The 22,503-nt window shown below is 69.0% G+C and carries 21 protein-coding genes; 5 read left to right on the forward strand and 16 right to left on the reverse strand.

Going from position 1 to position 22,503, the window contains the following annotated elements; all coding sequences use genetic code 11:
- Positions 1-100: 100 nt before the first annotated feature.
- Positions 101-994, reverse strand: coding sequence for an alpha/beta fold hydrolase (locus tag ACEU5R_RS04780; protein ID WP_103274314.1), 894 nt, complete (start codon positions 992-994; stop codon positions 101-103).
- Positions 995-1,005: 11 nt separating this feature from the next.
- The gene (pcp, locus tag ACEU5R_RS04785) at positions 1,006-1,653 is read right to left on the reverse strand and encodes a pyroglutamyl-peptidase I (protein WP_392409282.1); all 648 of its coding nucleotides are present in this window, start codon (positions 1,651-1,653) and stop codon (positions 1,006-1,008) included.
- Positions 1,654-1,791: 138 nt separating this feature from the next.
- On the opposite strand from pcp, the gene ACEU5R_RS04790 reads away from it, so the two are divergent.
- The gene (locus ACEU5R_RS04790; protein ID WP_392409283.1) at positions 1,792-2,718 is read left to right on the forward strand and encodes a LysR substrate-binding domain-containing protein; all 927 of its coding nucleotides are present in this window, start codon (positions 1,792-1,794) and stop codon (positions 2,716-2,718) included.
- A gap of 22 nt (positions 2,719-2,740) precedes the next feature.
- On the opposite strand, the gene ACEU5R_RS04795 is transcribed toward ACEU5R_RS04790, so the two are convergent.
- Both ACEU5R_RS04795 and ACEU5R_RS04800 read right to left on the reverse strand, forming a co-directional pair.
- A complete protein-coding gene (locus ACEU5R_RS04795) occupies positions 2,741-3,619 on the reverse strand; it encodes a hypothetical protein (RefSeq protein ID WP_103274311.1) in 879 nt (292 codons plus the stop codon).
- 60 nt (positions 3,620-3,679) lie between these two features.
- Positions 3,680-4,528 carry a hypothetical protein gene (locus ACEU5R_RS04800; RefSeq protein WP_392409284.1) on the reverse strand — a complete coding sequence of 283 codons (849 nt, stop codon included), beginning with the start codon at positions 4,526-4,528 and terminating at the stop codon, positions 3,680-3,682.
- A gap of 148 nt (positions 4,529-4,676) precedes the next feature.
- Here ACEU5R_RS04800 and ACEU5R_RS04805 point away from each other — a divergent pair, with 148 nt between their 5' ends.
- Positions 4,677-5,090, forward strand: coding sequence for a hypothetical protein (locus ACEU5R_RS04805; protein WP_392409285.1), 414 nt, complete (start codon positions 4,677-4,679; stop codon positions 5,088-5,090).
- 37 nt (positions 5,091-5,127) lie between these two features.
- Here ACEU5R_RS04805 and ACEU5R_RS04810 read toward each other — a convergent pair whose 3' ends face one another.
- The 8 genes from ACEU5R_RS04810 to ACEU5R_RS04845 all read right to left on the reverse strand — a co-directional run bounded on the left by ACEU5R_RS04810 (position 5,128) and on the right by ACEU5R_RS04845 (position 14,091).
- Positions 5,128-5,913, reverse strand: a complete 786-nt coding sequence (locus ACEU5R_RS04810) for an SRPBCC family protein (RefSeq protein ID WP_392409286.1) — start codon at positions 5,911-5,913, stop codon at positions 5,128-5,130.
- Positions 5,913-8,282, reverse strand: a complete 2,370-nt coding sequence (locus ACEU5R_RS04815) for a xanthine dehydrogenase family protein molybdopterin-binding subunit (protein WP_392409287.1) — start codon at positions 8,280-8,282, stop codon at positions 5,913-5,915. The genes ACEU5R_RS04810 and ACEU5R_RS04815 overlap by 1 nt, the downstream gene beginning before the upstream one ends.
- Positions 8,279-8,782, reverse strand: a complete 504-nt coding sequence (locus tag ACEU5R_RS04820) for a (2Fe-2S)-binding protein (RefSeq protein WP_392409289.1) — start codon at positions 8,780-8,782, stop codon at positions 8,279-8,281. Before ACEU5R_RS04820 ends, ACEU5R_RS04815 begins: the two co-directional genes overlap by 4 nt.
- The gene (locus ACEU5R_RS04825) at positions 8,779-9,660 is read right to left on the reverse strand and encodes an FAD binding domain-containing protein (RefSeq protein WP_392409290.1); all 882 of its coding nucleotides are present in this window, start codon (positions 9,658-9,660) and stop codon (positions 8,779-8,781) included. Before ACEU5R_RS04825 ends, ACEU5R_RS04820 begins: the two co-directional genes overlap by 4 nt.
- 6 nt (positions 9,661-9,666) lie before the next feature.
- Positions 9,667-10,662, reverse strand: a complete 996-nt coding sequence (locus ACEU5R_RS04830; RefSeq protein ID WP_392409291.1) for an ABC transporter substrate-binding protein — start codon at positions 10,660-10,662, stop codon at positions 9,667-9,669.
- Between the two features lie 114 nt (positions 10,663-10,776).
- Positions 10,777-12,105, reverse strand: a complete 1,329-nt coding sequence (locus tag ACEU5R_RS04835; RefSeq protein ID WP_103274305.1) for an MFS transporter — start codon at positions 12,103-12,105, stop codon at positions 10,777-10,779.
- Between the two features lie 94 nt (positions 12,106-12,199).
- The gene (locus ACEU5R_RS04840) at positions 12,200-12,763 is read right to left on the reverse strand and encodes a 3-phenylpropionate/cinnamic acid dioxygenase subunit beta (protein WP_103274304.1); all 564 of its coding nucleotides are present in this window, start codon (positions 12,761-12,763) and stop codon (positions 12,200-12,202) included.
- Complete coding sequence (locus ACEU5R_RS04845) at positions 12,748-14,091, reverse strand: aromatic ring-hydroxylating dioxygenase subunit alpha (RefSeq protein ID WP_392409292.1); 1,344 nt, start codon at positions 14,089-14,091, stop codon at positions 12,748-12,750. Before ACEU5R_RS04845 ends, ACEU5R_RS04840 begins: the two co-directional genes overlap by 16 nt.
- A 324-nt stretch (positions 14,092-14,415) precedes the next feature.
- On the opposite strand from ACEU5R_RS04845, the gene ACEU5R_RS04850 reads away from it, so the two are divergent.
- The 3 genes from ACEU5R_RS04850 to ACEU5R_RS04860 are packed head-to-tail and all read left to right on the forward strand — an operon-like array spanning position 14,416 to position 17,309.
- Positions 14,416-15,369: a PDR/VanB family oxidoreductase gene (locus tag ACEU5R_RS04850; RefSeq protein WP_392409293.1), complete on the forward strand. Its 954-nt coding sequence runs from the start codon at positions 14,416-14,418 to the stop codon at positions 15,367-15,369.
- Between the two features lie 39 nt (positions 15,370-15,408).
- A complete protein-coding gene (locus tag ACEU5R_RS04855) occupies positions 15,409-16,299 on the forward strand; it encodes an alpha/beta fold hydrolase (RefSeq protein WP_392409294.1) in 891 nt (296 codons plus the stop codon).
- A gap of 14 nt (positions 16,300-16,313) precedes the next feature.
- Positions 16,314-17,309 carry a VOC family protein gene (locus tag ACEU5R_RS04860; RefSeq protein WP_103274300.1) on the forward strand — a complete coding sequence of 332 codons (996 nt, stop codon included), beginning with the start codon at positions 16,314-16,316 and terminating at the stop codon, positions 17,307-17,309.
- Between the two features lie 48 nt (positions 17,310-17,357).
- Here the strand turns inward: ACEU5R_RS04860 and hcaB are convergent, their stop codons facing one another.
- The 4 genes from hcaB to ACEU5R_RS04880 all read right to left on the reverse strand — a co-directional run bounded on the left by hcaB (position 17,358) and on the right by ACEU5R_RS04880 (position 22,477).
- On the reverse strand, positions 17,358-18,173 hold the full coding sequence (gene hcaB / locus ACEU5R_RS04865; protein ID WP_392409295.1) for a 3-(cis-5,6-dihydroxycyclohexa-1,3-dien-1-yl)propanoate dehydrogenase: 816 nt from the start codon (positions 18,171-18,173) through the stop codon (positions 17,358-17,360).
- A gap of 181 nt (positions 18,174-18,354) precedes the next feature.
- Complete coding sequence (locus ACEU5R_RS04870; RefSeq protein WP_103274299.1) at positions 18,355-19,269, reverse strand: LysR family transcriptional regulator; 915 nt, start codon at positions 19,267-19,269, stop codon at positions 18,355-18,357.
- Between the two features lie 145 nt (positions 19,270-19,414).
- Positions 19,415-20,227 carry a 2-keto-4-pentenoate hydratase gene (locus tag ACEU5R_RS04875; RefSeq protein ID WP_392409296.1) on the reverse strand — a complete coding sequence of 271 codons (813 nt, stop codon included), beginning with the start codon at positions 20,225-20,227 and terminating at the stop codon, positions 19,415-19,417.
- A 150-nt stretch (positions 20,228-20,377) separates the two neighbouring features.
- Positions 20,378-22,477, reverse strand: a complete 2,100-nt coding sequence (locus ACEU5R_RS04880) for a TonB-dependent siderophore receptor (RefSeq protein ID WP_392409297.1) — start codon at positions 22,475-22,477, stop codon at positions 20,378-20,380.
- Positions 22,478-22,503: the final 26 nt, after the last annotated feature.

A 22,503-nucleotide genomic window follows, 5' to 3' on the forward strand; every position in this document is an offset into this window, starting at 1 on the left:
CTGGATCGCGGTTGATCAAGCGGGAACGCCGGAGCGCAGGCTCCGGCGTTTTTGTTGGCGCGTTCCGCCTGGCGCCGATCGCCTCGCCCCGGTCGCCGCGCTATCCCCGCAGGAACGCCAGCATCCTGCGCGCCAGCTCGCGCGGCTGCTCTTCCGGTATGTAATGGCCGCAGTCGCTCAACACCCCGCCCTGCAGGTCGCGCGCCAGCGGTTTCAACGCCTCGTACAGATTGGGCGCGCTGCCCCGGTCTCCGCCCAGCGCCAGCACCGGCACCGTCAATGGCGCGTCGCGCAGCTCGCGGTTCTGCAAGGCGTCCTGGTGCGCCGCGCGGTAGTAGCCCAGCATGCCGCGCAGGCCGCCCAGCGTCTGGTAGACGCGTTCGTACTCGTCGATGTCGGCGGCGCTGAACACGCCGGGCTTGTTGGCCGTCTTGCGGCTGAAGAACCACTCGATCAGGATGCGCTCGCGCCCCTGCAGCAGCGCCTCGGGCAGATCCGGCACCGAGTTGAACAGGAAGTGCCAGCTCTTCCAGTTGTCCGGCCCCAGCTCGATGGCGGGCTTGAGCGTCACGCCGGGAATGTTGGCGTCCAGCAGCACCACCCGCTCCACCTCGTCGGCATGGCGCGCGGCATACGGATAGGCGATCCAGGCGCCGATATCGTGGCCGGCGAGCGCATAACGCGTCAGTCCCAGCGTGTGGAACAAGGCGCGCAGCCGCTCGCCGGCGGTGCGCGTGTCATAGCCGTCCAGCGGCTTGTCGGAATCGCCCTGGCCCGGCAGGTCCACCGCGTACACGCGGAAGTGCGGCGCCAGCAGCGGCATCACCCGCCGCCACGCGTACCAGCTCTGCGGAAAACCGGCCAGCAGGATCAGCGCCGGACCCTCGCCGCCCTCCACCACGTGATAGCCCAGCCCGTCCACCTCGACCCGCGCATGACGGAACGGCGCGCCGTCCAGCTCGAACGCGGCCGCGTCCGCATATCCCTTGCTCATCGCGCCCCCTTTCAGTTGACCGCGCCGCCAACGACGCGGATGTCGGTGCGCACCTCCAGCGCGGTGGCGATCAGCAGCCGCACGCCGGCCACCAGCGTATCCAGCGCCATGCTGGGCTGACCGGGATGCGCGGCCGCCATTTCCGGCAGGTACGGCACGTGCACGAAACCACCGCGCAGCTCGGGCCGCCGGGTGGCGATGTAGTGCGACAGGCCGTAGAAGATGGCGTTGCAGTTGTAGGTGCCCGCCGTCAGCGAGGCCGAGGCCGGCACGCCGCCCTGGCGCAGCGCGCGCACGATGGCCTTGACCGGCAGCGTCGAGAAATACGCGCCCGGGCCGCCGGCGATCACCGGCTCGTCGATGGGCTGGCGGCCGGCGTTGTCGGGAATGCGCGCGTCCACCAGGTTGATGGCCACCCGCTCGACCGACACGTCGGACCGGCCGCTGGCCTGGCCCAGGCACACCACCAGGTCCGGCCGCGTCTCTTCCAGCGCGCCGTGCAGCCGGTCCAGCACCTCGCTCAACACGCAGGGCAGCTGGCGCGCCACCACCGTGGCGCCGCCGATGACGGCGCCGTCGAGCCGGCGCGCCGCCTCCCAGGAAGGGTTGATGGTTTCCCCGTCGAAGGGTTCGATACCGGTGAGCAGCACGGTGGGCATGGCGTGGTCCTGAAAGCGGATGAGAAAGAAGGCAGTGCCGCGCCGATCCGGCCAACAATCCGGCGCGCAGCCATGTCATCCTATGCCGGGCCTGCCAAATTGTTGAAATCGATATTCAGTATTCGTAATATTGACGGCATGAATCTTTCCGCCATAGACCTGAACCTGCTGGTCGCCTTCGAGGCCCTGTACGACACCCGCAACGTCACGCTGGCCGGCCAGCGCATCCATCGCGCCCAGCCTTCAGTGAGCAGCGCGCTGGGGCGGCTGCGGCGGCTGTTCCAGGACGAGCTGTTCCTGCGCACGGCCGAGGGCATGCAGCCCACGCCCAAGGCCGACGCGCTGATGCCCGCCGTCAGCGCGGCGCTCGACCAGATCCGGCAGACGCTGGCGCAGGGCGCGCCCTTCGATCCGGGCTCGGCGCAGGGCCGCCGCTTCACCATTGCCGCCAGTGATTACGCCGATGTGGTCATCGTGCCGCACATCGTCGCCGCGCTGCGGCGCGACGCGCCCGGGGCGGACCTGCGCGTGGCGCGGCTGGACCGCGCCCAGCTCTATGAACAATTGGACAATGGCAGCGTGGACCTGGCCATTGGCGGCCATCTGGCGCCGCCCAAGCGCATGCTGTCCGAACGCCTGTACGACGAGAGCTTCGTCTGCATCGCAGACCAGCGCCATCCGGCGCTGCGCGGCCGCAAACTGGACCTGGAACGCTATCTGGCCCTGCCCCACGCCCTGTTCACGCCCAGCGACGACGGCTCGGCGCGCGGCGTGGTCGACGCCAGCCTGGCGCGCCTGGGCCGCAAGCGGCGCGTGGCCTGCACCTTCGCGCACATCGTGGCGCTGCCGCACGCGGTGCGGGGCACCGACCTGATCGCCACGCTGGCGCGCCGCGCCGCCGCGCGGCTGGCCGGCGACGGGCTCACGCTGCGGCCGCTGCCGGCCGAGGTGGACCCTGGTCCCTTCTCCATCGATATGGTGTGCAGCCGGCGCGCGCCCGGCGACGCCGCGCTGGCCTGGCTGCAACAGCGGGTCCGCGACGCCGCGCTGCGCTTGCGGGACTAGCGCCCGCCCCCCGCAGCCAGCCCTAGGGCTGGCCGCTACCTTCGACGAAGGCGCGGTCCATGGACCGCAGCGCCTCCGGTATCACATAGCCCTTGCCCTCGAACCTGAGCGTGTGCCGGATCTTGTCCTTGCCGACGGTGCGCTCGCCGCAATCATCGCCCTGGGTTTCGAACAGGCGCCGCTCGCGCGCCTCGGTCAGCGACAGGTCGCGGTAGCCCTGGCTGCTGCCGCTGCCCAGGCCCACCGTCACCTTGCGCTCCTCGACATCGCCGGCGCAGCGGGTGTCCCAGTCGCCTCGGGTCCCGCTGACCACCATGCCGTCCAGCACCATCTCCAGTTCCCGCTCGCCCATCACGAACAGCCGCAGGCTGGATTCTCCATACAGACTGACGCGCGAGCCGGCGGCGCGCGAGATCCGGATGCCGAAGGCGCGCCGGTCCGGCATCAGGTCATAGCGGGCGGTATCGAACGTCAGGCTGGTCAGGGCCACCGCGTCGTCCATCATCAGCCCCTTCAGCCGGCGCTGGCGCAGCGGCTTGAGCGTGGCGCGCTCCAGCACCAGCACGTCCAGATCGCCCTCGTGGCCGTCGGCGGCCTCGGCCTCCGACTGGTCACGCATCAGCGGCACCGCCACCAGCAGCAGGTCCGGATTGGCCGGCCAGGCCTTGCAGGTCAGCCCGAAGGGATCGCCCGCCGCCACGTTGGCGACCAGGATGACGGCGTCCGTGCCGGGCACATGCACGCGGCCGCGCGCATCGGGCGCCTGAACGCCGGGATAGAGGGCGCGGACGATGTCCGCGTCGTCCGGGCAGGCGTCGGGCGCGGCTTGCGCGGCGCCGGCAAACAGGGTCGAGAGCGCGCCAAGACAAAGCGCGGCGGCCAGGGGACGCGCAAGGCTCATGGCCGAGCCGAAACAGGCCACGGCACAACGAGGGAAGAGGCGGCCTTCGTGGAACACGGTTCAGTTACCCAGACGCCGGTCCGGCGCGCGCAGCGACTCGGGAATCGAATAGGTCTTGCCGTCGAAGGCCAGCGTGTGGCGCGCCGTGGTCTTGTCCGTCACCCGATCCACGCACTTGGCGCCCTGCGGCGCGTAGACCCGCGATACACGCGTGTCCGTGGCGACCAGATTCTGATAGCCGGCGCTCTTGGCCTCGTCGACGGACAGCGTCACGTCGCGTTTTTCCTCGCGGCTGTCGCACTCGTTCTCCCAAGCACCTTGCAGCCGGCTGACGAGCAGGCCGTCCAGTACCACATGCAGCTCATGCTCGCTCATCACGAACAGCCGCAGGCTGGTCTCGCCCTGCATGCTGCCGGTGGACGAGGCGCTGCGCGTGACGCGTATGCCGAACGCCCGCTCGTCCTGCGACAGATCGTAGCGCGCCGTGTCGAACACGACGCCGGTCAGGCGCACCGCGTCATCCTTCATCAGGCCGGGCAGCCGGCGCTTGCGCAAGGGCTGCAAGGTGGCGCGCTCGAGCACCAGCACGTCCAGGTCGCCGTCGTGGCCGTCGGCCGCCTTCGCGCCGGAGAGATCGCGCATCACCGGCACGGCGGCCAGCAGCAGCTCGGGCTTGGCCGGCCAGGCCTTGCAGGTGACCGCGAAAGGATTGTGGCGATTCCCGCTCTGCAAGGCGATGACGTCGCCGCTGCCGCTCAGGCGGATGCGGCCCAGCTTGTCCGGCGCCGAGGCGTCCTGGTAAGCCGCGGCCACGATGCCGGCGGCCTCGGGGCAATCCGCGGGCGCGGCATGCGCGGCGCCCGCCGTCAGCAGAGCGGACAGGGCAATGTAGGACAAGCAGCGAGACATGGTGATCATGATCCGAGGTCAGTGGCTGAACGAGCAGCCAGTGTACCGTCAGCGTCGTCGCCGTTCATCCTGTGCGAGCGACAGGCGTCAGCCGCGACCAGGCTCCAGGCTTACACTGGCCAGGTTGCATCTCCCGCTCCCGCCAGCCATGTCCAGCCGCACGCCTCTTTTCGCCCCGCCCAGGAAGCAGCGCGCCCCGCGCCCCAACTCGCTGCTGTGGATCTTCGACCCGCTGGAGCGTGATCCCGGCTACCTGCTCAAGAAGATGTTCGGCTGTGACGCCGCCTACCTCGACGGCCGGCTCTGCCTGGTGGCGGCCGATCGCGATGCGCCCTGGGACGGGCTGCTGGTCGGAACGTCCCAGGCGCATCATGCGTCGCTGACCGGCGACATTCCAAACCTGCAACCCCATGCCGTGCTCGGGAAATGGCTGTACATCCCGCAGCAGGACGAATCGTTCGAAGCCGTCGCGCAACAGCTGGTCTCGCTGACGCTGGCGCGCGACCCGCGCATCGGCGTGGCGCCGTCGCCCCGGCCGTCGCGGCGGACGCGTCTCGGCTGATCCCGGCTGATCCCGACCGCGTCCATCGCTCGCCGGCTCATCGCCCCCTGCCAAACAGCCGGGAAATTCCATATCCGATCCGCGCCCAAACGGCCCGCAGGCCGATGCTGAGCATGTTCAGTTCGGCGGACGGCCTGGGCTCTCGCCCCGGCCGGCTGGCGATCCCCCTGGACTGGACCTGCGCCAGCACCGCCTGGGCCTGGGCCAGCACCGCCTGCGCCTGGAACAACAGCGCCTGCGCCTGCGGCGATCCGTGGCCGGCGTCAAACCCTGGCGCCGTGGCCTCGCGCGGCGACGCCCCTCCCGCATCCGCCGCCGCACCGCCCGGCCGCTCGTCGCCAGCCATTGTGACGACCGCCGCGCCGCCAGCCCCCTGTGTCAGCATGACGCACAGATTGCGCTCGAACTCCGCCAGGATCCGCGCGGCGACCTCGGTGATCATGCCGCTGCCCCGGCCGTACTGCGCCACCGAGCCGGACAGTTCCAGCCGGGTCGTCACCGCGACAGCGGTGCCGCCCGCCGCCGGCTCGAGCGCGAAGCTGAACTCCGAGCTGACCGCGCCGCGCCCCTTGGGATCGCTCCCCGAACCGCGCAGCCAGGCGATGTGCGCGGCGTCGTCCTGGCGCAACAGCTCGGCCTGGCCGTCGAAGGCGAGCTTGATCGGTCCCAGCCGCAGCGTCACGGAACCGCTGTACTTGCCGTCGCCCGAGTCCCCGGTCAGCCGCGCGCCCGGCAGGCAGGGCAGGATGCGCGGCACGTCCAGCATGAGCACCCATGCGTCCTCCAGCGGCAAGGGCACATGAAACCGATTCGTGAACTCCATCAGCAATCTCCAGGGATTGAACCGCGCCCCTGGTCGATCAAGGCCAGAAGACGCATCGGCGTCAGCGGAAACTCCGCGATCCGCACGCCATGGGCGCGCAGGGCATCCTCGACCGCGCCGATCACGGCGGCGGCCACCGGCACCGTGGCGCATTCGCCTATGCCCTTGACGCCCAGGGGATTGAGCGTGGTGGGCGACGGCTGGAACAGCACTTCGATGCGGGGCAGCTCCGGCGCCGTCGGCAACAGGTACTCGGCGAAGGTCGTGGTGATGGGCTGCGCTCCCGCGTCATAGCCCATCCACTCGAACAGGGCGTTGCCGATGCCGTGCGCCACGCCGCCGTGGACCTGGCCGCCGGCCAGCACGGGATTGATGATGCGGCCGCTGTCGTGCACGGCCACGTAGCGCAGCAGATGCACCGCCCCGGTGCCGGGGTCGACCTCGACCTCGCAGGCATGCGAGGCGCCGGCGTAGGATTGGGCGTCGCAATGGAAATGCGCGGTCTCGTCCAGCCCGGGATCGTCGCGACCCGGCAGCGCGTATCCCGGCACGCCCTTCCACAAGGTGGCCAGCCGCGCCAGCGAGACCGCCCGGCCGTCCGGCGTCTTGATCTCGCCATCGGCCAGCAGCAGGCAGTCCTCCTCGACGCTCAGCAGCGCGGCAGCGCTGCGCAAGGCCTTGGCGCGCACCCGGCTCGCCGCCAGCGTCACCGCCGATCCCGCCATCATGGCCTGGCGGCTGGCGAATCCGCCCATGCCGTGGCTGACGAACGCGGTGTCACCGGCCCGCACCTGGACGGCCTGCGCCGCCACGCCGAAATGCGCCGCGCACAGCTGCGCCAGGGTCGTCGCGATGCCCTGCCCCATGGCCAGCGCGCCGGTATAGACCGAAATCTGTCCTGAAGGCGCGATACGGACCCGCGCGGACTCGAACGGCCCGCGCCCCGTCGGCTTGACGCCATTGGCCAGGCCGATGCCACGACACAGACCGCGCGCGGCCGCCTCGCGCCGGCGCGCGTCGAATTCCGCATAGCCGATCTCGGCCAGCGCGCGCGCCTGCAGGGCAGGAAAATCGCCGCTGTCGATCGTGAGCGGCACCCCGGCCCTGGACTTCAGCGGCTTGACATAGGGAATCTGGTCCGCCGGAATCAGGTTGCGCCGGCGGCATTCCGCGCGGTCGATGCCCACGCCCTGCGCGATCCGGTCCAGCATGCGTTCCATCACGAATGCCGCCTGCGGATAGCCCGCGCCGCGCACGGTGGCCACGGGCACCTTGTTGGTATGGACCACGCTCACCTGCAGCCGACAGGCCGGCACCAGGTAAGGACCGGACAGGGACGATGCCGAGTTATACGGCACGTTTGTTCCCTGCGGCGTATAGGCGCCGTGGTCATGCACCATCTCGCCGCGCACGCCCAGGATCTGGCCGCGCGCGTCGGCGGCGAACTCCACACTCCAATACTGATCGCGCTCCTGGATCGCGCTGAGGAAATGCTCGCGCCGGTCCTCCACCCATTTGACCGCCCTGCCCAGCTTGCGCGCGACGGCGGGCACGACGATCTCCTCCGGATAGATCATGAACTTCGCGCCGAAGCCGCCGCCCACCTCGGGTGCGATCACGCGCAGCTGGTCCTCGGGCTGGCCCAGCATCAGCGCGATGGCGTAGTGCAGCTCATGCGCCATCTGCGTCGAGGACCAGACGGTCAGCGCGTCGCCGGCCACGTCCGGCGCCGCCAGCACGCCGCGCCCTTCCATCGGATGCGCGGCGCCTCGATGCGTCCAGAAGCGCTCGGCGAACACCCAGGCCGCCCCAGCGAACGCGGCCTCGCAATCCCCGTGTTCCAGCGTATAGCGCTGCAGCAGGTTCGATTCCAGCTCGCTGCGCACGCGCGGCGATCCTTCGTCGAGCGCGGCGCGGCAATCGGCCACGGCCGCCAGCGCCTCATAGTCCACCCGGGCCGCCGCCGCCGCGTCCTCGGCCTGGCGCCGGCTGTCGGCCAGCACCACCGCCACGGCTTCGCCGGCGAACGCGACTTCCGACGAGGCCAGCACGAACGGCGTCGTGTTGGCAGGCAGATCGGCCAGCGCGAATCCCAGCGGCATGCGCCATTCCGTCAGCTCGCCATAGAGATCCGCCGCCGCGTAGGCGGCCGCCACGCCCGGCATGGCCCGCGCGGCGGACAGGTCGATCGACACGATGCGGGCGTGCGCATGGGGGCTGCGCACGAAACAGGCGTGCAATGGCATCGCCACCGGAATGTCGTCCAGGAAGCGCGCCTCGCCCCGCAGCAGGGCCGCATCCTCGATCCGGGGCGTGCCCGCCCCCATCCCGGTGGCCGCGGCGGATTCGACCGGAGCGTCGCTGCTCATGCGCCACCCCCGCGCATCAGCCGCGCGGCCAGCAGTACCGCATCCACGATGTTCTGGTAGCCGGTGCAACGGCACAAGTGGCCGGACAACACATCACGGATCTGCGCCTCGTCCGGATCCGGTTCATGGGCCAGCAGCTCCGCCACCGACATCAGGATTCCCGGCGTGCAGAACCCGCACTGCAGGCCGTGCAATTCATGGAAAGCCTGCTGGATCGGATGCAAGGAACCGTCGGGCCGCGCCAGCCCTTCCACCGTGCCGATCTCGCGCCCCTCGGCCTGCACCGCCAGCATCAGGCAGCCGCGCGCCGAACAGCCATCCACCAGCACGGTGCACGCGCCGCACACGCCATGTTCGCAGCCCACATGGGTGCCGGTCATGCCCAGCTCGCCACGCAGGAAATCCGCCAGATTCATCCTCGGCTCGGCGCGTCCCTGCCGGGATGCGCCATTGACGCGCAGCCGGATGGGCAGCGCCTGTGCCTCGTCGTGCCTGCTCATGGTTCCCTCTCATCGTGGGCGCGGGCGCGCGCGATGGCCTGCGCCAATGCGCGCCGCGCCAGCACCCCGGCCAGGCGCTGGCGATACCAGGCGGGCACCTGGCTGTCGCCCGTCGCGACGACCTCGCCGCACAGGCGCGCCGCCTGGTCCAGATCGTCTTGCGCGCCTTGGCCGCCCGTCAGCGCCGCTTCCACCTCGGGCATGCGCAGCGGCGCGGCGGCCACGCCGCCCAGCGTCAGCGAGACGCGCGCCAGCCGCCCGGATGCATCGAGCGCGACCAGCGCCGCGACCGAGACGATGGCGAAGTCCCCGCAACGGCGGGCGAATTCGAGGAAGGCATGGCCATGTCCGGCGGGCCAGGGCTGGACGCGGATGCACGTCAGCATCTCATCGGCCTCCAGCGCCGGCGTCATGTAGCCCGCGAAGAAATCCGCCATCCGCAGCCGCCGCTGGCCGCGCACGCTGGCCGCCGTCAGTTCGGCGTCCATCGCCAGCGCCACGGTCGGCAGCTCGGCGGACGGATCCAGCTGGCACAGGCTGCCGCCGACGGTGCCCCGGTTGCGGGTCTGGCGATGCCCGACCTGCAGGATGGCTTCGCGCCACAGCGGCAGGCGCCGGGCAACCAACGGCGAGAACTCCACATCGCGCTGCCGCGTCATGGCGCCGATCTCGATGCCGCCGTCCGATTCGCGCAGATAGGCCAGTTCCGCCACCCGGTTGATGTCGATGAGGCAATCGGGAAAGGCGAAGCGCATGTTCAGCATGGCCACGAGCGACTGCCCGCCCGCCAGGACGCGGGCGTTCTGCTCCCGGGCCAGCAGCCGCAGCGCTTCGGCCAGCGTGTCGGGCGCCAGGTAGCGGAAGGCGGGCGCTTTCATGATCGCTCAGATCTTCGACAGGTCCAGCGCCGACGGCGCGAACAATTCCTCGGGCGCCACGCGCCGCTTGGACAGGCCCTGTTCGAAGTGATAGCGCGAGAACGTGTCGATGGCGTGGCGGTTGGCCTCCAGGCCATAGGGCCAGAAGTCCTGTCCCATCAGCGCCCTCGCCTCGTCCAGGTGATGCACCATCCAGGGCAGCGTCGCGGCCAGATGGCAGATCTCGCCTAGATCGCGCACGGCCAGCTCCTTCGCCTTGATGAAGGCCTTGTAGACGCTGACCGGCAGCCAGGGATGCGCGGCCGCGAGTGATTTCCGGATGCCCACCATGTGCATGATCGGAAAGATTCCGCTGCGGCGGAAATAGGCTTTCTCGGCCTCGATGTAGTCGTCGCCGTACAACCTGCCCACGTTGGGCGCGCCCCGCAGGAAGCAGGATGGCGCGCGCGCGCCGATATAGCCGTCGATCTCCCCGTGCTCCAGCATGCCCGACAGCGTCTTGTCGTCGGGAATCTGCCGCAGGTCGATTCCAGGCCCCAGATCGATGGGCGCGCGCTCGCCGCGTCCGGGCTCCTCGACGCCGCCCCGGCGCCAGCCGATCTCCTCGGGCCGGACGCCATGCTCGTCCTGCAGGATTCCTCGGATCCAGACGTTGGCCGTGATCTGGTACTCCGGCACGCCGATGATCCGGCCGCGCAGGTCCTGGGGCGTGGCGATGCCCCGGTCGGTGCGCACGTAGATGCCCGACTGGCGGAACACGCGCGAGATGAACGCCGGTATGGCGACATAGTCGTTGTCGCCCCGCGCCGTCGTCATCATGTGGCTGCTCAACGAGATCTCGGTCACGTCGAACTCGCGATAGCGGAAGGCGCGGTGGAACGCCTCTTCCGGTTCGAGGGCGACGGCGGCGACCTCGCAGCCCTCGATGGGCGCCCGCCCATCGAACAGGGCGCGGGTACGGTCATAGTTGCCGCAGGCGAGACTGATACGCAAGGTGTTCATGTGAATGCTCCGCTGGGCCTTCCGGCCGCTCCGTTCCTGTCTGTCAGATCGAATGTCTCGGGCCGCCGTCGACCCGGATGTCCTGTCCCATGATGTCGCCGGCCTCTTGCCGGCTCAGTCCAGCGGCTTGCCTCGCAGATCGCGCAGGCCGAACGCCGCCAGCCCGCTCAGCGCGCAGAGCACGGCGATGTAGCCGTTGAACAGATCCGGCCAGCCCTTGCTGGCGAACCATGAGCCCAGATACGGCGCCGTGCCCCCGAACACCGCGATGGAGATGTTGTACGGCGCGCCCCAGCCTATCGCCCTGACCCGGGTCGGGAACTGCTCGGCGAAGCCGGCCGCAACCGCGCCGCTGCCCAGGCCGATCAGGGCCATGGCGGCGCAGGTCACCCAGGGCAGCGATCCGGCATCGGCCATCACGTAGCGCATCATCGGCGCGAGCAGCGCCGCGAAGACCAGCCACGACACGCCCAGCACCAGGCGGCGGCCGATCCGGTCGGACAGCGCGCCACTGATGGGCATGCACAGCGTGTAGACGATCAGGCCCAGCGTGCTCGCCGAGAAGGTGGTGGCCGCGGACACAAGGCCCTTGGCGCGCAGGATGTTCGGCACATAGCCAACCCAGATATAGAGCGCCATGGTCGGACCGATGGCCACCAGGAACAGCCTGAGCATGCTGGGCCAGTATTCGGCCGCGACCACGCGCAGGCTGCCGCGATCCTTCTTCCGCGTGGTCTTGGCGACCTGCAGGAACAGCTCGGATTCCGCGGCCGAACGCCGCATGTACAGTCCGAACAGACCCAGCGCCGCGCCCAGCACGAACACCAGCCGCCAGCCGACGCTCTCCATTTGCGCCGGCGTCAGCAGCTGCGTCAGCAAGGAACCCGCCAGCGAGGCCGACAGCGTTCCCAGGCCGACGCTGATGTAGAAGAAGCTGCCGCTGAAGCCGCGATGCCGCGCGGGCGAGGCTTCGACGATATAGCTGCCGCCCGCCGAGGTCTCCCCGCCCATGGCCAGCCCCTGCAGCAGGCGCGCGGCGATCAGCATCGCCGGAGACAGCCAGCCCGCCTGCGCGAACGTGGGCACGACGGCGATCATCAGGCTGCCAGCCGCCATCAGGAAAATCGTCGCGGCCAGCGCGTTCTTGCGTCCGTGGCGATCGGTATAGATGCCGAAGATGAAGCTCCCCACCGGACGGACGAAGAAGCCGACGGCGAAGATCGCGAAGGTCGACAACAGCCCCGCCAGCGGATCGCCCGCCGGGAACACCTGGCGCGAGATATAGCTCGCGAACAGCGCATAGGCGAACCAGTCGAAGCACTCGACGAAGTTCCCCACCGCACCGACCATCACGGAATGATTGAGCGTTGACGGCCGACGCTCGCCGTCGCCCGGCTCTTGCACGGCCCGGTCCGCCCCCGCCGCAGTCGCGGTATTGTCCATGTCCCTTCCCCCTTGCACTGAAACAACGCTTGAATGCTTATCGATGCCCGCGGCGATGCCGGCCCGCGACAATCGGGCCGGACGAACCGTCCTGTCAGAAAAAGACGCTCAGGTTCGGACTGCCGATCACGGTGTGGTCCAGGTAGATTTCCCGGCGCGCCACCTGAAACCCATCGGAGGTCTGCCGCAGGACATCCTTGCGGCAGCCGAACCAGAGATCCTGCATGCTCTCGAGCCGAGAACGGTGCAGCACGAAATTGCTTTCGACGCGCAATCCGCCATCGCCCAGCCTTCCAACGACACGCACATTGCTGACGACGTGCCGGGTCCGGGAATGCGGCTCCTCCGCCCAGGCAAAGCCGGTGCGCAGCTTGCGCACGCGGACGATCATCAAGGCCTTGGTTTCGTCGAACAGGGCGCCCTCGCCCGGACGGCTGAACTCCCCGGCCTCCTGCCCGGCCGCCCGCGTCTCGCGCACCGGCATCCAGTAGCTCAGGTCATCGGCCAGCAGTTCGAGCCAGTCCTCGAAGCGCCGCTCGTCCAGCAGGGCCGCCTCGCGGTGGTAGAACTGCTCGACCTCGTGTTGCAGCAACAGGGCCTGTATCCCCGCCATCAGCCCCGGCTGCGCGGCGCAGGCCGCGTTCAGGTCGTCGCGCATCGAAAGTAATCCGTGGGTTGGGTGTGGGCGGCGCGCAGCTCGGGCCAGGACGCCGCATCCATGAATTCGGCCCAGCAGTGATACAGCCACAGCTGCGCGTGCTCGTTGACCAGATCCTCGATCAGGGGAGGACTGTCGCCCAGGCGGGTCAGGCGGGCCCGTCCGAGTTTCATGGCGTAGTGCAGGTCGCGGTCCCGCGCGGCCAGGCTGCGCGCGCCGTGCGTGCTCTGGTCCCAGTTTTCCCCATCATCCTGCTCGAACATCCCGGCAGGGCCGAAATGCCGGTTGGAGGAACGGATCTGCATGCGCCGCGTCTCTTCCGACGCATTGCGATCGACCAGGACCGTCTTGCGGACCTCCATCCTTCCGGGCCCCCTGGGATGCCGGACCATCAGATCGCGCGACCCGCTGTTGACGAAGAGATTCGGGAACACGTTCATGTTCGAGCGCTGCACCCGGGAACGCACCGGCCCGAGCCGCGCCTGGACGGTGGGATCGAGCCGCCAGGCCGCCAGCGGCGAGCCCAGGTCCACCTCATCGGCCTCGGCGAAGTCGGCGTTGAGCCCGTGCCCATAGGCCGCCAGCAAGGTGATGCCCTTCTGTTCGCGCGTCGGCGCATACTGCGCCAGCGACTGCGCGCCGTTGCCGCCCAGATGCCCCGCCAGCATGGCCGAACGATGGGTCCAGGCGGCGTGGTACATGTCGCCGATCGCGTTGTCGGCGGCGAACTTCCAGTTGCCCTCGATGTTCCAGCGCACCACGCCCGGCGCCGCGACCAGATCGCCCTGGTCGAGCAGCAGGTCCAGCCCCCAGCGCATGTCGCCCAGGAATTCCTCGAGCGATGGCGCTTCCGGGTCGAAAGTGCCGAACACCAGGCCCTTGTAGCTGTCGATCCGCGCCACGCGCACCAGACCCAACGAGGGCTGATCGATGTCATCCTTGTACAGCTCCGTCTTGCCGGGAACGCCGATCAGGTTGCCCTTGGTGTTGTATGCCCAGCCGTGATACGAACAGACGAAGCTCCGGGCATTGCCCCGATCCACCCGACAGACGCGGTTGCCACGGTGCCTGCAGGAATTGACGAGTCCATAGAGCTGGCCATCGCGGTCGCGACACAGGATCACGGGCTCCTCGCCCATGTAGACGTGAACGAAATCACCGGGATCCGGAACCTCGCTTTCGTGCGCCAGATATAGCCAGGCCCGCTTGAAGATGCGGTCCAGCTCCGCCCGGTAGATCTCTTCGTCGTGGAAGATCCGCCGCGACACCAGCCCCGCCTCGGGCTTGACGTACTGGCGGTATTTTTCCCTGCTCGCAATGGCATCCATATGCTGGTCCACACCCGTCCGATTGCGGCCTCATGCAAGCTGGACGCCGCCGGCCGATACTCGCGACGTCCCGGCATCTAAGCTAATGGCCGGGCGGCGCTCCTGTCCAAGACAGAATATTGACCGCAGGCATGCCGCAATGCGCTCGCGCCCCGTCGTGCGGCGCAGCAAGACAGATCGGATCGTTCCAGAACATCAAGGTCTGGCAGGCATCGCGCAAATGTATTCGACCTGCCCGCGAGCCCCTGCCTAAGATGCCTACGCTCCATGCCGGCATCCACGAGCGCCGGCGCGGCCCTTTCACGGCACCATGAGATCAGCACCATGACCCACGCCGCTCCCGAGCGCCTGCCGCTGCGCGTCCATGCCTTGCGGCGGATCGCCGAGACCATCATCGAACTGGACCTGCGCGGCGAAGGCCGGGCGCCAGCGCCCATCGAGGCCGGCGCGCACCTGGATCTGCATCTTCCGGGCGGCCTGATCCGCAGCTACTCGCTGACCAATCCCGGCGACGCCAGCGGCCGGTATGTGCTGGCGGTGGCGCTGGATGCCGCCAGCCGGGGCGGCTCCGCCTACATCCATGCCCGGCTCCGCCCCGGCGACACGCTGCAGGCCAGTGGCCCGCGCAATCATTTCCCGCTGGCGCCCGGCGCGGCCCCCAGCCTCCTCATCGCCGGCGGCATCGGCATCACGCCGATCTGGGCCATGATCCAGCGCCTGGCAGCCGAGCAACGCGACTGGAGGCTGCTCTATGCCGTGCGCTCGCGCGCCCGCGCCGCCTACCTGGATATCCTGCTGCAACGCTATCCGGACCGGCTCAGCCTGCACGTCGACGAGGAAGCAGGCGGCGCCGCCGATCTGGCGGGATTCCTGCGGACCGCGCCGGCGGACGCGCAGCTGTATTGCTGCGGTCCGGCGCCAATGCTGGACGCGTTCGAATCCGCGACGGCGGACCGGCAGCCATCCCACGTCCATCTCGAACGCTTCAAGGGCGGCGGCGATGTCGCCGCCGGCGGCTTCACCGTGATCGCCGCGGCATCCGGCGGCAGCCATTTCGTGGCCGAGGGCAGCACCATCCTGGACACGCTGCTGGACGCCGGACTGGATATTCCGCATTCCTGCGCCGACGGCATCTGCGGCACCTGCGCGACCCGGGTCATCGAAGGCATCCCGGACCATCGCGACACCTTGCTCAGCGCCGAGGAGCGCGAGGCGAACAAGAAAATGCTGATCTGCGTTTCCGGCTGCAAGAGCGGCCGGCTGGTGCTCGATCTGTAGTCCCGGGCCGATGCGGCCCGACACACCAAGGAGAGAATGATGTCCCTATGGCTGAACGCGCTGGGCGCCAGCGTGCGTTTTCATGACGTCGACGGCGTGCGCACCCGCTGCCTGGAGGCCGGCGAAGGCCCGGCCGTGCTGCTGCTGCATGGCATAGGCGGTCATGTCGAGGCTTACGCCAAGAACGTGGTTCCCCTGGCGCGGCGCTATCGCGTCATCGCCGTGGACATGCTGGGCCATGGCATGACGGACAAGCCGGACGGCGACTACATGCTGCCGGACTACGCCGCCCACATCCTGGCCCTGATGGACACGCTGGGCATCGCCCGCGCCCACATCGTCGGTGAATCGCTGGGTTCCTGGGTCGCGTACTGGATGATCCAGGCCGCGCCGTCGCGCGTGCTGTCCTGGACCTGCTGCGTGGGCGCCGGCCTGCAGGTGGACGGCTTCGACAACCTGCGCTCGCCCGGCGTGGCGGAACTGCGCAAGCGCTCCAGCCAGGCATCGGCGGCGCCGACGCGCGACAGCATCCGCGCGCGCCTGGAGTGGCTGTTCCACGAACCCGGGCGCTTCGTCAGCGACGAACTGGTGGAGACGCGGCTGCGGTTCTGGTCCAACCCGGACATGCTGCGGATACAGCCGATGATCGCCGGCATCATGGATCCCGAACGCGGGGGGCAGTTCTACATCACCGCCGAACGGCTCGAGCGCGTCGCCACGCCGACGTACTTCCTCTGGACCGAATTCAATCCCACCACGCCCTGGCAGGCGGCCGAGACGGCCAGCCGGCATGTCCGGGGATCGCGCCTGGACATCATGCCGAACTGCGGACATTGGCCGCAGTACGAGGATCCGGACGGCTTCCACCAGCGCCTGCTCGGCTTCCTGGACTCGGTCGCCGTGGGCGCCGATTGCACGCCGGCTTCTTGAACGAAAGGCCGATCATGCTACTGCAAAGCCTGGGCTATGTCGGGGTGGAAACCACCCGCCTCGACGAATGGCGCGTCTTCGGCCCGCGCATCATGGGTCTGGAGGTGGCGGACGCCACCGCCTCGTCGCTGGCCTTCCGCATGGACGACCGCAAGCAGCGCATCCTGGTGGACCAGGGCAGCGCCGACGGCGCCGTCTTCTACGGCTGGGAGGTCGCCGACGGCGACGCGCTGGAACGGCTCGCCGCCAGGCTGGACCGGGCCGGCGTCCGGGTGGAGGCCATGTCGCGGGCGGCCGCCGACCGGCGCCAGGTGGGGCGCGGCCTGTGCTTCCTCGATCCGTCGGGCAACCGCCATGAAGCCTTTTGCGATCCCGCGCTGGCGGATCGCGCATTCCGGCCCGGCCGCGCCATGTCGGGCTTTCGCACCGGTCCGCTGGGCATGGGCCATGTCGTGCTCATGGCGCAACGCATCGAAGACCTGCTCCCCTTCTATGTCGACGTGCTCGAATTCCGCCTGAGCGATTACATGCTGCATCCCTTCAAGGCCTATTTCTTCCACACCAACGCGCGGCACCATAGCCTGGCGCTGGCCGAGACGGGGATCAGCCGCAGGCTGCATCACCTGATGGTGGAGACCTACAGCCTGGACGATGTCGGCCAGGGCCTGGACCTGGCCGACGCCGACGACTGCGTCAGCGTCAGCCTGGGACGCCATAGCAACGACCTGATGACCTCGTTCTATGCCCGGACCCCGTCCGGCTTCATGGTGGAGTACGGCTGGGGCGGCCGCGACATCGCTCCCGACGCCTGGCAGCCGGTCGAACTGCGCGACGGTCCCAGCCTCTGGGGCCATGAGCGCGCCTGGCTGCCTCCCGAGGGGCGCGCGCAGGCGCTGGCCATGCGCCTGGACGCCGCGGCGCGGGGCGTGCGCGGCCCGGTCCAGGTTCTGCCCGGCAATCACCACGTCATGGAAGGCGCCTGTCCCTGGTGGGATGCGCTGCGCCGCTGAGTCGCCCAGGATGGCCGGGCGGGAACCCCGCCCGGCGCCCGTTCGGCGCTAGGCCGGCGCCACGCCCGAGGCGGGACGGATGCCGCGAATGTCGATGCCGCCATCGCACGCGATGATGCTGCCCGTGCAGACGCGGGCGGCGGTCCGGGACGCCAGGTACAGGTAGGCCCCCACATAGTCCTCGGCGACAGGATAGAAGTTCAGCGGCAGCATCGCCGCGATCTCGGCCTCCCGGCTCGCGGGATCGACCGGACGATCCCGCGCCGGCTGCCGCGACAGGGAATCCGGGCTGCGCAGATCGGAAGCCATTGCCGTCGGGGCCACGCCGTTGACGCGTATCGCCGGCGCCAGTTCGTAGGCCAGCTGGCGCAGCAGGCCGACAGCGGCGTGCTTGGACGCCGTGTACAGGGGACCGCCGCCGCCGGTGTGAAAGCTGGCGTTGGACAGCGTGAAGATCATGCTGCCCCGGCTTTGCAGCAAGGCCTGCGCCGCCGCGCGCGCGCCCAGGACCAGCGAACGGACGTTCACCGAAAAGACTTCGTCAAAAGCCTGGCCGATCCGCTCGGGCTCCAGCTGCAGCAGGCCGGTACGGTTGTCCCAGACGCCCGCATTGCCGATAAAGACGTCCAGCCTGCCGTACCGCGCCAGCGTCTCGTCCACGGCCCGCTGATTGGGATCCAGACGGGAACAGTCGCCTTCGACAACCACGATGTCGGGATGCGATTCACGCAGCGCGCCGGCCTTGGACGGGGATTTTTCCAATACCGCGATCCGCGCGCCTTCCGCATGAAAGCGTTCCACGATCGCGCGTCCCAGGCCCGATCCCCCGCCTGTGATCAAGACGACTTCACCTCGAATATCCATCTGCGTCATGTCCTGTGTCGCGCAAGGCGGACCGCTACCCGGGTCCGCCAGGCATGCCGCCGGCGCCGCGCCGCGCGGCCCATGCGGCAATGCAGGAACACCTTAATGCGCGCCCCGCGCGCCGGTCCAGAAGTCTCTCGGCTCGCCTGCCATGCCGAAATGATCTGGCGCGCGCGGGCCGCTAAGCGCCGGCGCGCGACTTGCGCGCTTCCTCGCCGACCTCGCTCACGAGCTTGATGACGGCCTGCGTCGCGCTGGAAAGATCGCCGCCCAGCGGCCAAACCAGCCGCAGCGTACAGGACCAGTCTGGCTGGAAGATCGGCCGGATCGCCAGTTCCCCGCGCTGGACCCGGCTGCTGACCACGCTGGCCGGCAGGATGGAATATCCCAGCTTCTGCGCGATCAGATCGCTCATGATCGAACCGGATTCCACCTCGAAGCGCACATGGACCTGCTCGCCAAGCTCGCGCGCCTTGTCTTCCAGCAGAGCGCGCAGCCGGTGCGGCGCCGCCGGCACCACCAGCGGCTGGCGCAGCGCCTCGGCCAGCGTGATCGGGCCGTCCTCGGGCCGCAGCGCATCGGCATTGCCGACGAAGACGAAGGGCTCTTCGTACAGCACCTGTCCGGGCCTGCCCGTGGTCTCGTCGCTGCCGTCGAACACGCAGGCCAGATTCAGCCGGCCATCGTCCAGCCATTCCTCCAGCGTATGGGACAGGCCTTCGACCATGTTCAGGTTGACGTCCGGGAGTTCCTGGATCGCGCGCCGGGCGATGATGCCCGTGATCCCTTCCATGACATTCGGCGGCACGCCCATGACCACCCGGCCATGCGGCGGACAGCTGAAGTCGCGCATGACCTGCTTCAGGGCCGAGGCCTGCGCGAGCAGCGCCCGCGCCTGCGGCAGCAGGAATTTTCCGGCGTCGGTCATCATGACGCCGCGCGAATGCCGCACGAACAGCTGCTGTTCAAGATCCTCTTCCAGCTTGCGGATCTTCAGGCCCAGCGCCGGTTGGGCGATGTGCAGCAGCTCGGCCGCCTTGGTGAAATTCTTCAGCTCGGCGATGGCGACGAACGCCTGTAATCGTCTCAGGTCCATTTCCGGCCCTGCCTCCCCCCACAACGCGGCTGTCGACGCGACGGCTTCGCAGACCTTTTTTCAACAGCCTAGGCCGGATCCCGCCCGTCAGCAAGACAGGGGTATCACCAAGGCCCCTGCCCCGTCCCGGCGCCCGGCGCCGCCCTCAGGATCCGGCCCCGCCCAGCTCGAAGCCCACGGTTCCCAGCCCGGCAATCCGCGCCATGACCCGGTCGCCCGGCCGTATCGCGCACATCGGTCCGAGCGCGCCGGTCATCACGATATCGCCGGCCCGCAACGGCGTGCCCAATTGCCGCATGCGCCGCGCCAGCCAGACGGCGGCATTCAGCGGACTGCCCATGCACGCACGCCCGTCACCCCGGGAAGCCGGCGCATCGTTGATCGTCATCTCCATGACGCACCCGGCGAAATCGAAGCCGTCCGCCCGGATCGCCGGCGTGCCCAGCACGAAGCGGGCGCTGGACGCGTTGTCCGCGATGGTGTCGACCAGGGAGATCTTCCAGTCCCTGATCCGGCTGTCGACGATTTCGATGGCCGGCAGCACGAAGGCGACGGCGCGCAATACATCCGCGACATTGGGCTCGTCCAGGTCCAGGTCGCTGCCCAGCACCAGCGCCACCTCGGCCTCGACCTTCGGTTGCAGCAGGCCCTCGGGCGGCAGGGTTGCGCCGTCGCCCACGATCATGTCCGACAGCAAGGCGCCATAGTCCGGCTGGGACACGCCCAGCTGGCGCTGCACCGCCATGGAGGTCAGGCCGATCTTGCGGCCGATGAGCCGCTGCCCACGCGCGATGCGACGCTCCACGTTCAATTGCTGCACGGCATACGCGGCCTCGATATCCTGCCCGGACAGCAGGCTGGAAACCGGCTCGCACTGCGCGCCGGTCATCTTCGCGTCGCGCAGCCTGCGCGCGGCCTCTTCGATGGCGAAGGCCGGATCGATGGCATGTTCTGTCACTCGGGTTCCCCTTTTCGATGGCTGACATCGGGAAGCCGAATATCGATGCTTCCGATGTCCACCCCGCCAAGGTAAACCTGATCCGGGCGCGCTGTGCGTGCTTATATGGACTGGTGAAATAGCGAATCGGTATGGCGCGGGCCGGACGGATCAGAAGCGATAGGTCACGCTGCCCACCACCGTGCGCCGCGTGCCGTAGAAGCAGTCGCCGCGCGCGATGCAGGTGCCCACGTATTCCTTGTCGAACAGGTTGGTCACGTTCAGCGCCACGCGGAACGGGCCGCGATCGTAGGCCAGCACCGCGTCGTACAGCGTCACGCCCTCGACGCGGTTGTTGCCCACGCCGTCGAAGCTGTGGCCGTTGTAGCGCACGCCCGCGCCCGCCAGGAAGCCCGGCACGCCGAAGGCGCTGAAGCGGTAGTTGGCCCACAGCGACGCCATGTTCGACGGAATGCTGGCCAGCCGCTGGCCCTGGTCGGTGGCCGTGCCCTTGGTGATCTTGGGATTCAGGTAGGTGTAGGTGGCCACCAGGTCCATCCGGCCCAGCGAGGCCATGGCCTCCAGTTCCAGGCCGCGCGTGCGCGCCTCGCCAACCTGCACGGTGTCGGCCTGGCCATTGACCACGCCGGCGACCTGGCGATTCTTCTCGATCATGTCGAAGACGCTGGCCGTGACCGTCAGGTTCTCGCCCGGCGGCTGGTACTTGACGCCCGCCTCCCACTGCTTGCCGCGCAGCGGCTTGTAGGCTTCGTTGGCCTTGTTGAAGCCGGCCACGCCCTGGAACGACTCGGCGTAGCTGATGTACGGATTCAGGCCCATGGCCGAGCGGTACATCAGGCCGAAGCGCTTGCTCAGCTCGCTGTCGTCGCGGCTGCCGGACGGCGTGCCGTCCACGGACGACTTGGAGCTGTCGTGGCGCAGGCCCAGCATCAGCAGCCATTGGTTCCACTCCATCTGGTCCTGCAGGTACAGGCCGGTCTGGTTGGCGTGCGAGTCGGGCACGCGCACGGTGGACGTCGGCGGCGTGTAATTGCCGTAGACCGGGTTGTACACGTCGATGGGCGCGGCCGAGCCGCCCACGCCACGGCGGGCGGCGAGCTTGGATCGCTGGTAGTCGATGCCCGCCAACAGCGTATGCCGCAGCGCGCCGGTGGCGAACTTGAACTGGCCCTGCGTGTCGACCACGAACTGGTCGAGCGTGGGCTGGTTCAGATAGATCGTGCGGCGCAGCAGCGTGTCGCTGCCCGGCACCCAGCCATGGCCGGCGCCATTGAAGCCGGCGGTGTAGACGCTGCGGTAATCGACCTTGCTGTGCGTGTAGCGCAGGTTCTGGCGCACCGTGACGGTATCGTTGAAGGCGTGCTCGAACTGATAGCCCAGCGAGCGCTGCTCGGCGGTGTACTTGTCGAAGCCCGGCTCGCCGACGAAGAAGTCCTGCGGGATGCGCCCGCCCGGCTTGCCGTACAGCGTGCCGCGCCAGGGCAGGAAGCCCAGCATGGTGCCGCTGTCGTCCTTCTGGAAATTCGCCAGCAGCGTCAGCGAAGTGCTGGCGCTGGGCCGGTACGTCAGCGATGGCGCGATGAAATAGCGGTCGTCCTTGACGTGCTTGATCGAGGCGTTGCTGTCGCGCCCCAGCGCCACCACGCGGTACAGCCATTTGCCTTCTTCATCGATCGGGCCGGTCAGGTCGGCCTGGATCTGCTTGCGCTGGTAGTTGCCGTAGCTGATGCCGATCTCGCGCGCGGCCTCGGCCTGCGGACGCTTGCTGACCTGGTTCAGGATGCCGCCCACGGCGCCCTGGCCGTACAGCATGCCGGACGGTCCCTTCAGCACCTCGATGCGCTCCAGCGCATAGGGATCGGGACGGGTGTTGTTGTAGAAGCCGACGGAATTGAGCAGGCCATCCAGGTACTGGGTGGAATCGGCGCCACGGATCTTGACCGAATCGCCGCGGTTGTCCACGCCGAAGGCGGCGGCGGTGACGCCAGCGGTATAACCCACCGCCTGCTGCACCGATTGCGCGCCCTGCAGTTCCATGCGGTCGCGCGTGATCACCGTGATCGACTGCGGCGTTTCCATCAGCGGCGTGTCGGTCTTGGTGGCGGTGACGGCGCGCCTGGCCACGAAGCCCTGCACCGGGCCGGTCGGGGATTCATTCACCTCGGTCGCCGTCACGGTGACGGCGGGCAATTCCACCTGTTGCTGCGGCTGCTGGGCCAGCGCCGGGCCGACCGCCCCCGCTCCCATCATCAACATCGCCGCGCCCAGGGATTGGG

This window comes from Achromobacter sp. 413638 (assembly GCF_043119405.1).
Taxonomy (GTDB): Bacteria; Pseudomonadota; Gammaproteobacteria; order Burkholderiales; family Burkholderiaceae_B; genus Achromobacter.

Bases quoted from the DNA above. Each gene is read 5' to 3' on its own strand.
- ACEU5R_RS04795 (WP_103274311.1), bottom strand. From the start codon at position 3,619: ATGAGCCTTGCGCGTCCCCTGGCCGCCGCGCTTTGTCTTGGCGCGCTC.
- ACEU5R_RS04800 (WP_392409284.1), bottom strand. From the start codon at position 4,528: ATGTCTCGCTGCTTGTCCTACATTGCCCTGTCCGCTCTGCTGACGGCG.
- ACEU5R_RS04780 (WP_103274314.1), bottom strand. From the start codon at position 994: ATGAGCAAGGGATATGCGGACGCGGCCGCGTTCGAGCTGGACGGCGCG.
- ACEU5R_RS04850 (WP_392409293.1), top strand. From the start codon at position 14,416: ATGACCCACGCCGCTCCCGAGCGCCTGCCGCTGCGCGTCCATGCCTTG.
- ACEU5R_RS04810 (WP_392409286.1), bottom strand. From the start codon at position 5,913: ATGGAGTTCACGAATCGGTTTCATGTGCCCTTGCCGCTGGAGGACGCA.
- ACEU5R_RS04880 (WP_392409297.1), bottom strand. From the start codon at position 22,477: ATGATGGGAGCGGGGGCGGTCGGCCCGGCGCTGGCCCAGCAGCCGCAG.
- ACEU5R_RS04830 (WP_392409291.1), bottom strand. From the start codon at position 10,662: ATGAACACCTTGCGTATCAGTCTCGCCTGCGGCAACTATGACCGTACC.
- pcp (WP_392409282.1), bottom strand. From the start codon at position 1,653: ATGCCCACCGTGCTGCTCACCGGTATCGAACCCTTCGACGGGGAAACC.
- ACEU5R_RS04820 (WP_392409289.1), bottom strand. From the start codon at position 8,782: ATGAGCAGGCACGACGAGGCACAGGCGCTGCCCATCCGGCTGCGCGTC.
- ACEU5R_RS04855 (WP_392409294.1), top strand. From the start codon at position 15,409: ATGTCCCTATGGCTGAACGCGCTGGGCGCCAGCGTGCGTTTTCATGAC.
- ACEU5R_RS04825 (WP_392409290.1), bottom strand. From the start codon at position 9,660: ATGAAAGCGCCCGCCTTCCGCTACCTGGCGCCCGACACGCTGGCCGAA.
- ACEU5R_RS04790 (WP_392409283.1), top strand. From the start codon at position 1,792: ATGAATCTTTCCGCCATAGACCTGAACCTGCTGGTCGCCTTCGAGGCC.
- ACEU5R_RS04845 (WP_392409292.1), bottom strand. From the start codon at position 14,091: ATGGATGCCATTGCGAGCAGGGAAAAATACCGCCAGTACGTCAAGCCC.
- ACEU5R_RS04860 (WP_103274300.1), top strand. From the start codon at position 16,314: ATGCTACTGCAAAGCCTGGGCTATGTCGGGGTGGAAACCACCCGCCTC.
- ACEU5R_RS04840 (WP_103274304.1), bottom strand. From the start codon at position 12,763: ATGCGCGACGACCTGAACGCGGCCTGCGCCGCGCAGCCGGGGCTGATG.
- hcaB (WP_392409295.1), bottom strand. From the start codon at position 18,173: ATGGATATTCGAGGTGAAGTCGTCTTGATCACAGGCGGGGGATCGGGC.
- ACEU5R_RS04815 (WP_392409287.1), bottom strand. From the start codon at position 8,282: ATGAGCAGCGACGCTCCGGTCGAATCCGCCGCGGCCACCGGGATGGGG.
- ACEU5R_RS04805 (WP_392409285.1), top strand. From the start codon at position 4,677: ATGTCCAGCCGCACGCCTCTTTTCGCCCCGCCCAGGAAGCAGCGCGCC.
- ACEU5R_RS04835 (WP_103274305.1), bottom strand. From the start codon at position 12,105: ATGGACAATACCGCGACTGCGGCGGGGGCGGACCGGGCCGTGCAAGAG.
- ACEU5R_RS04870 (WP_103274299.1), bottom strand. From the start codon at position 19,269: ATGGACCTGAGACGATTACAGGCGTTCGTCGCCATCGCCGAGCTGAAG.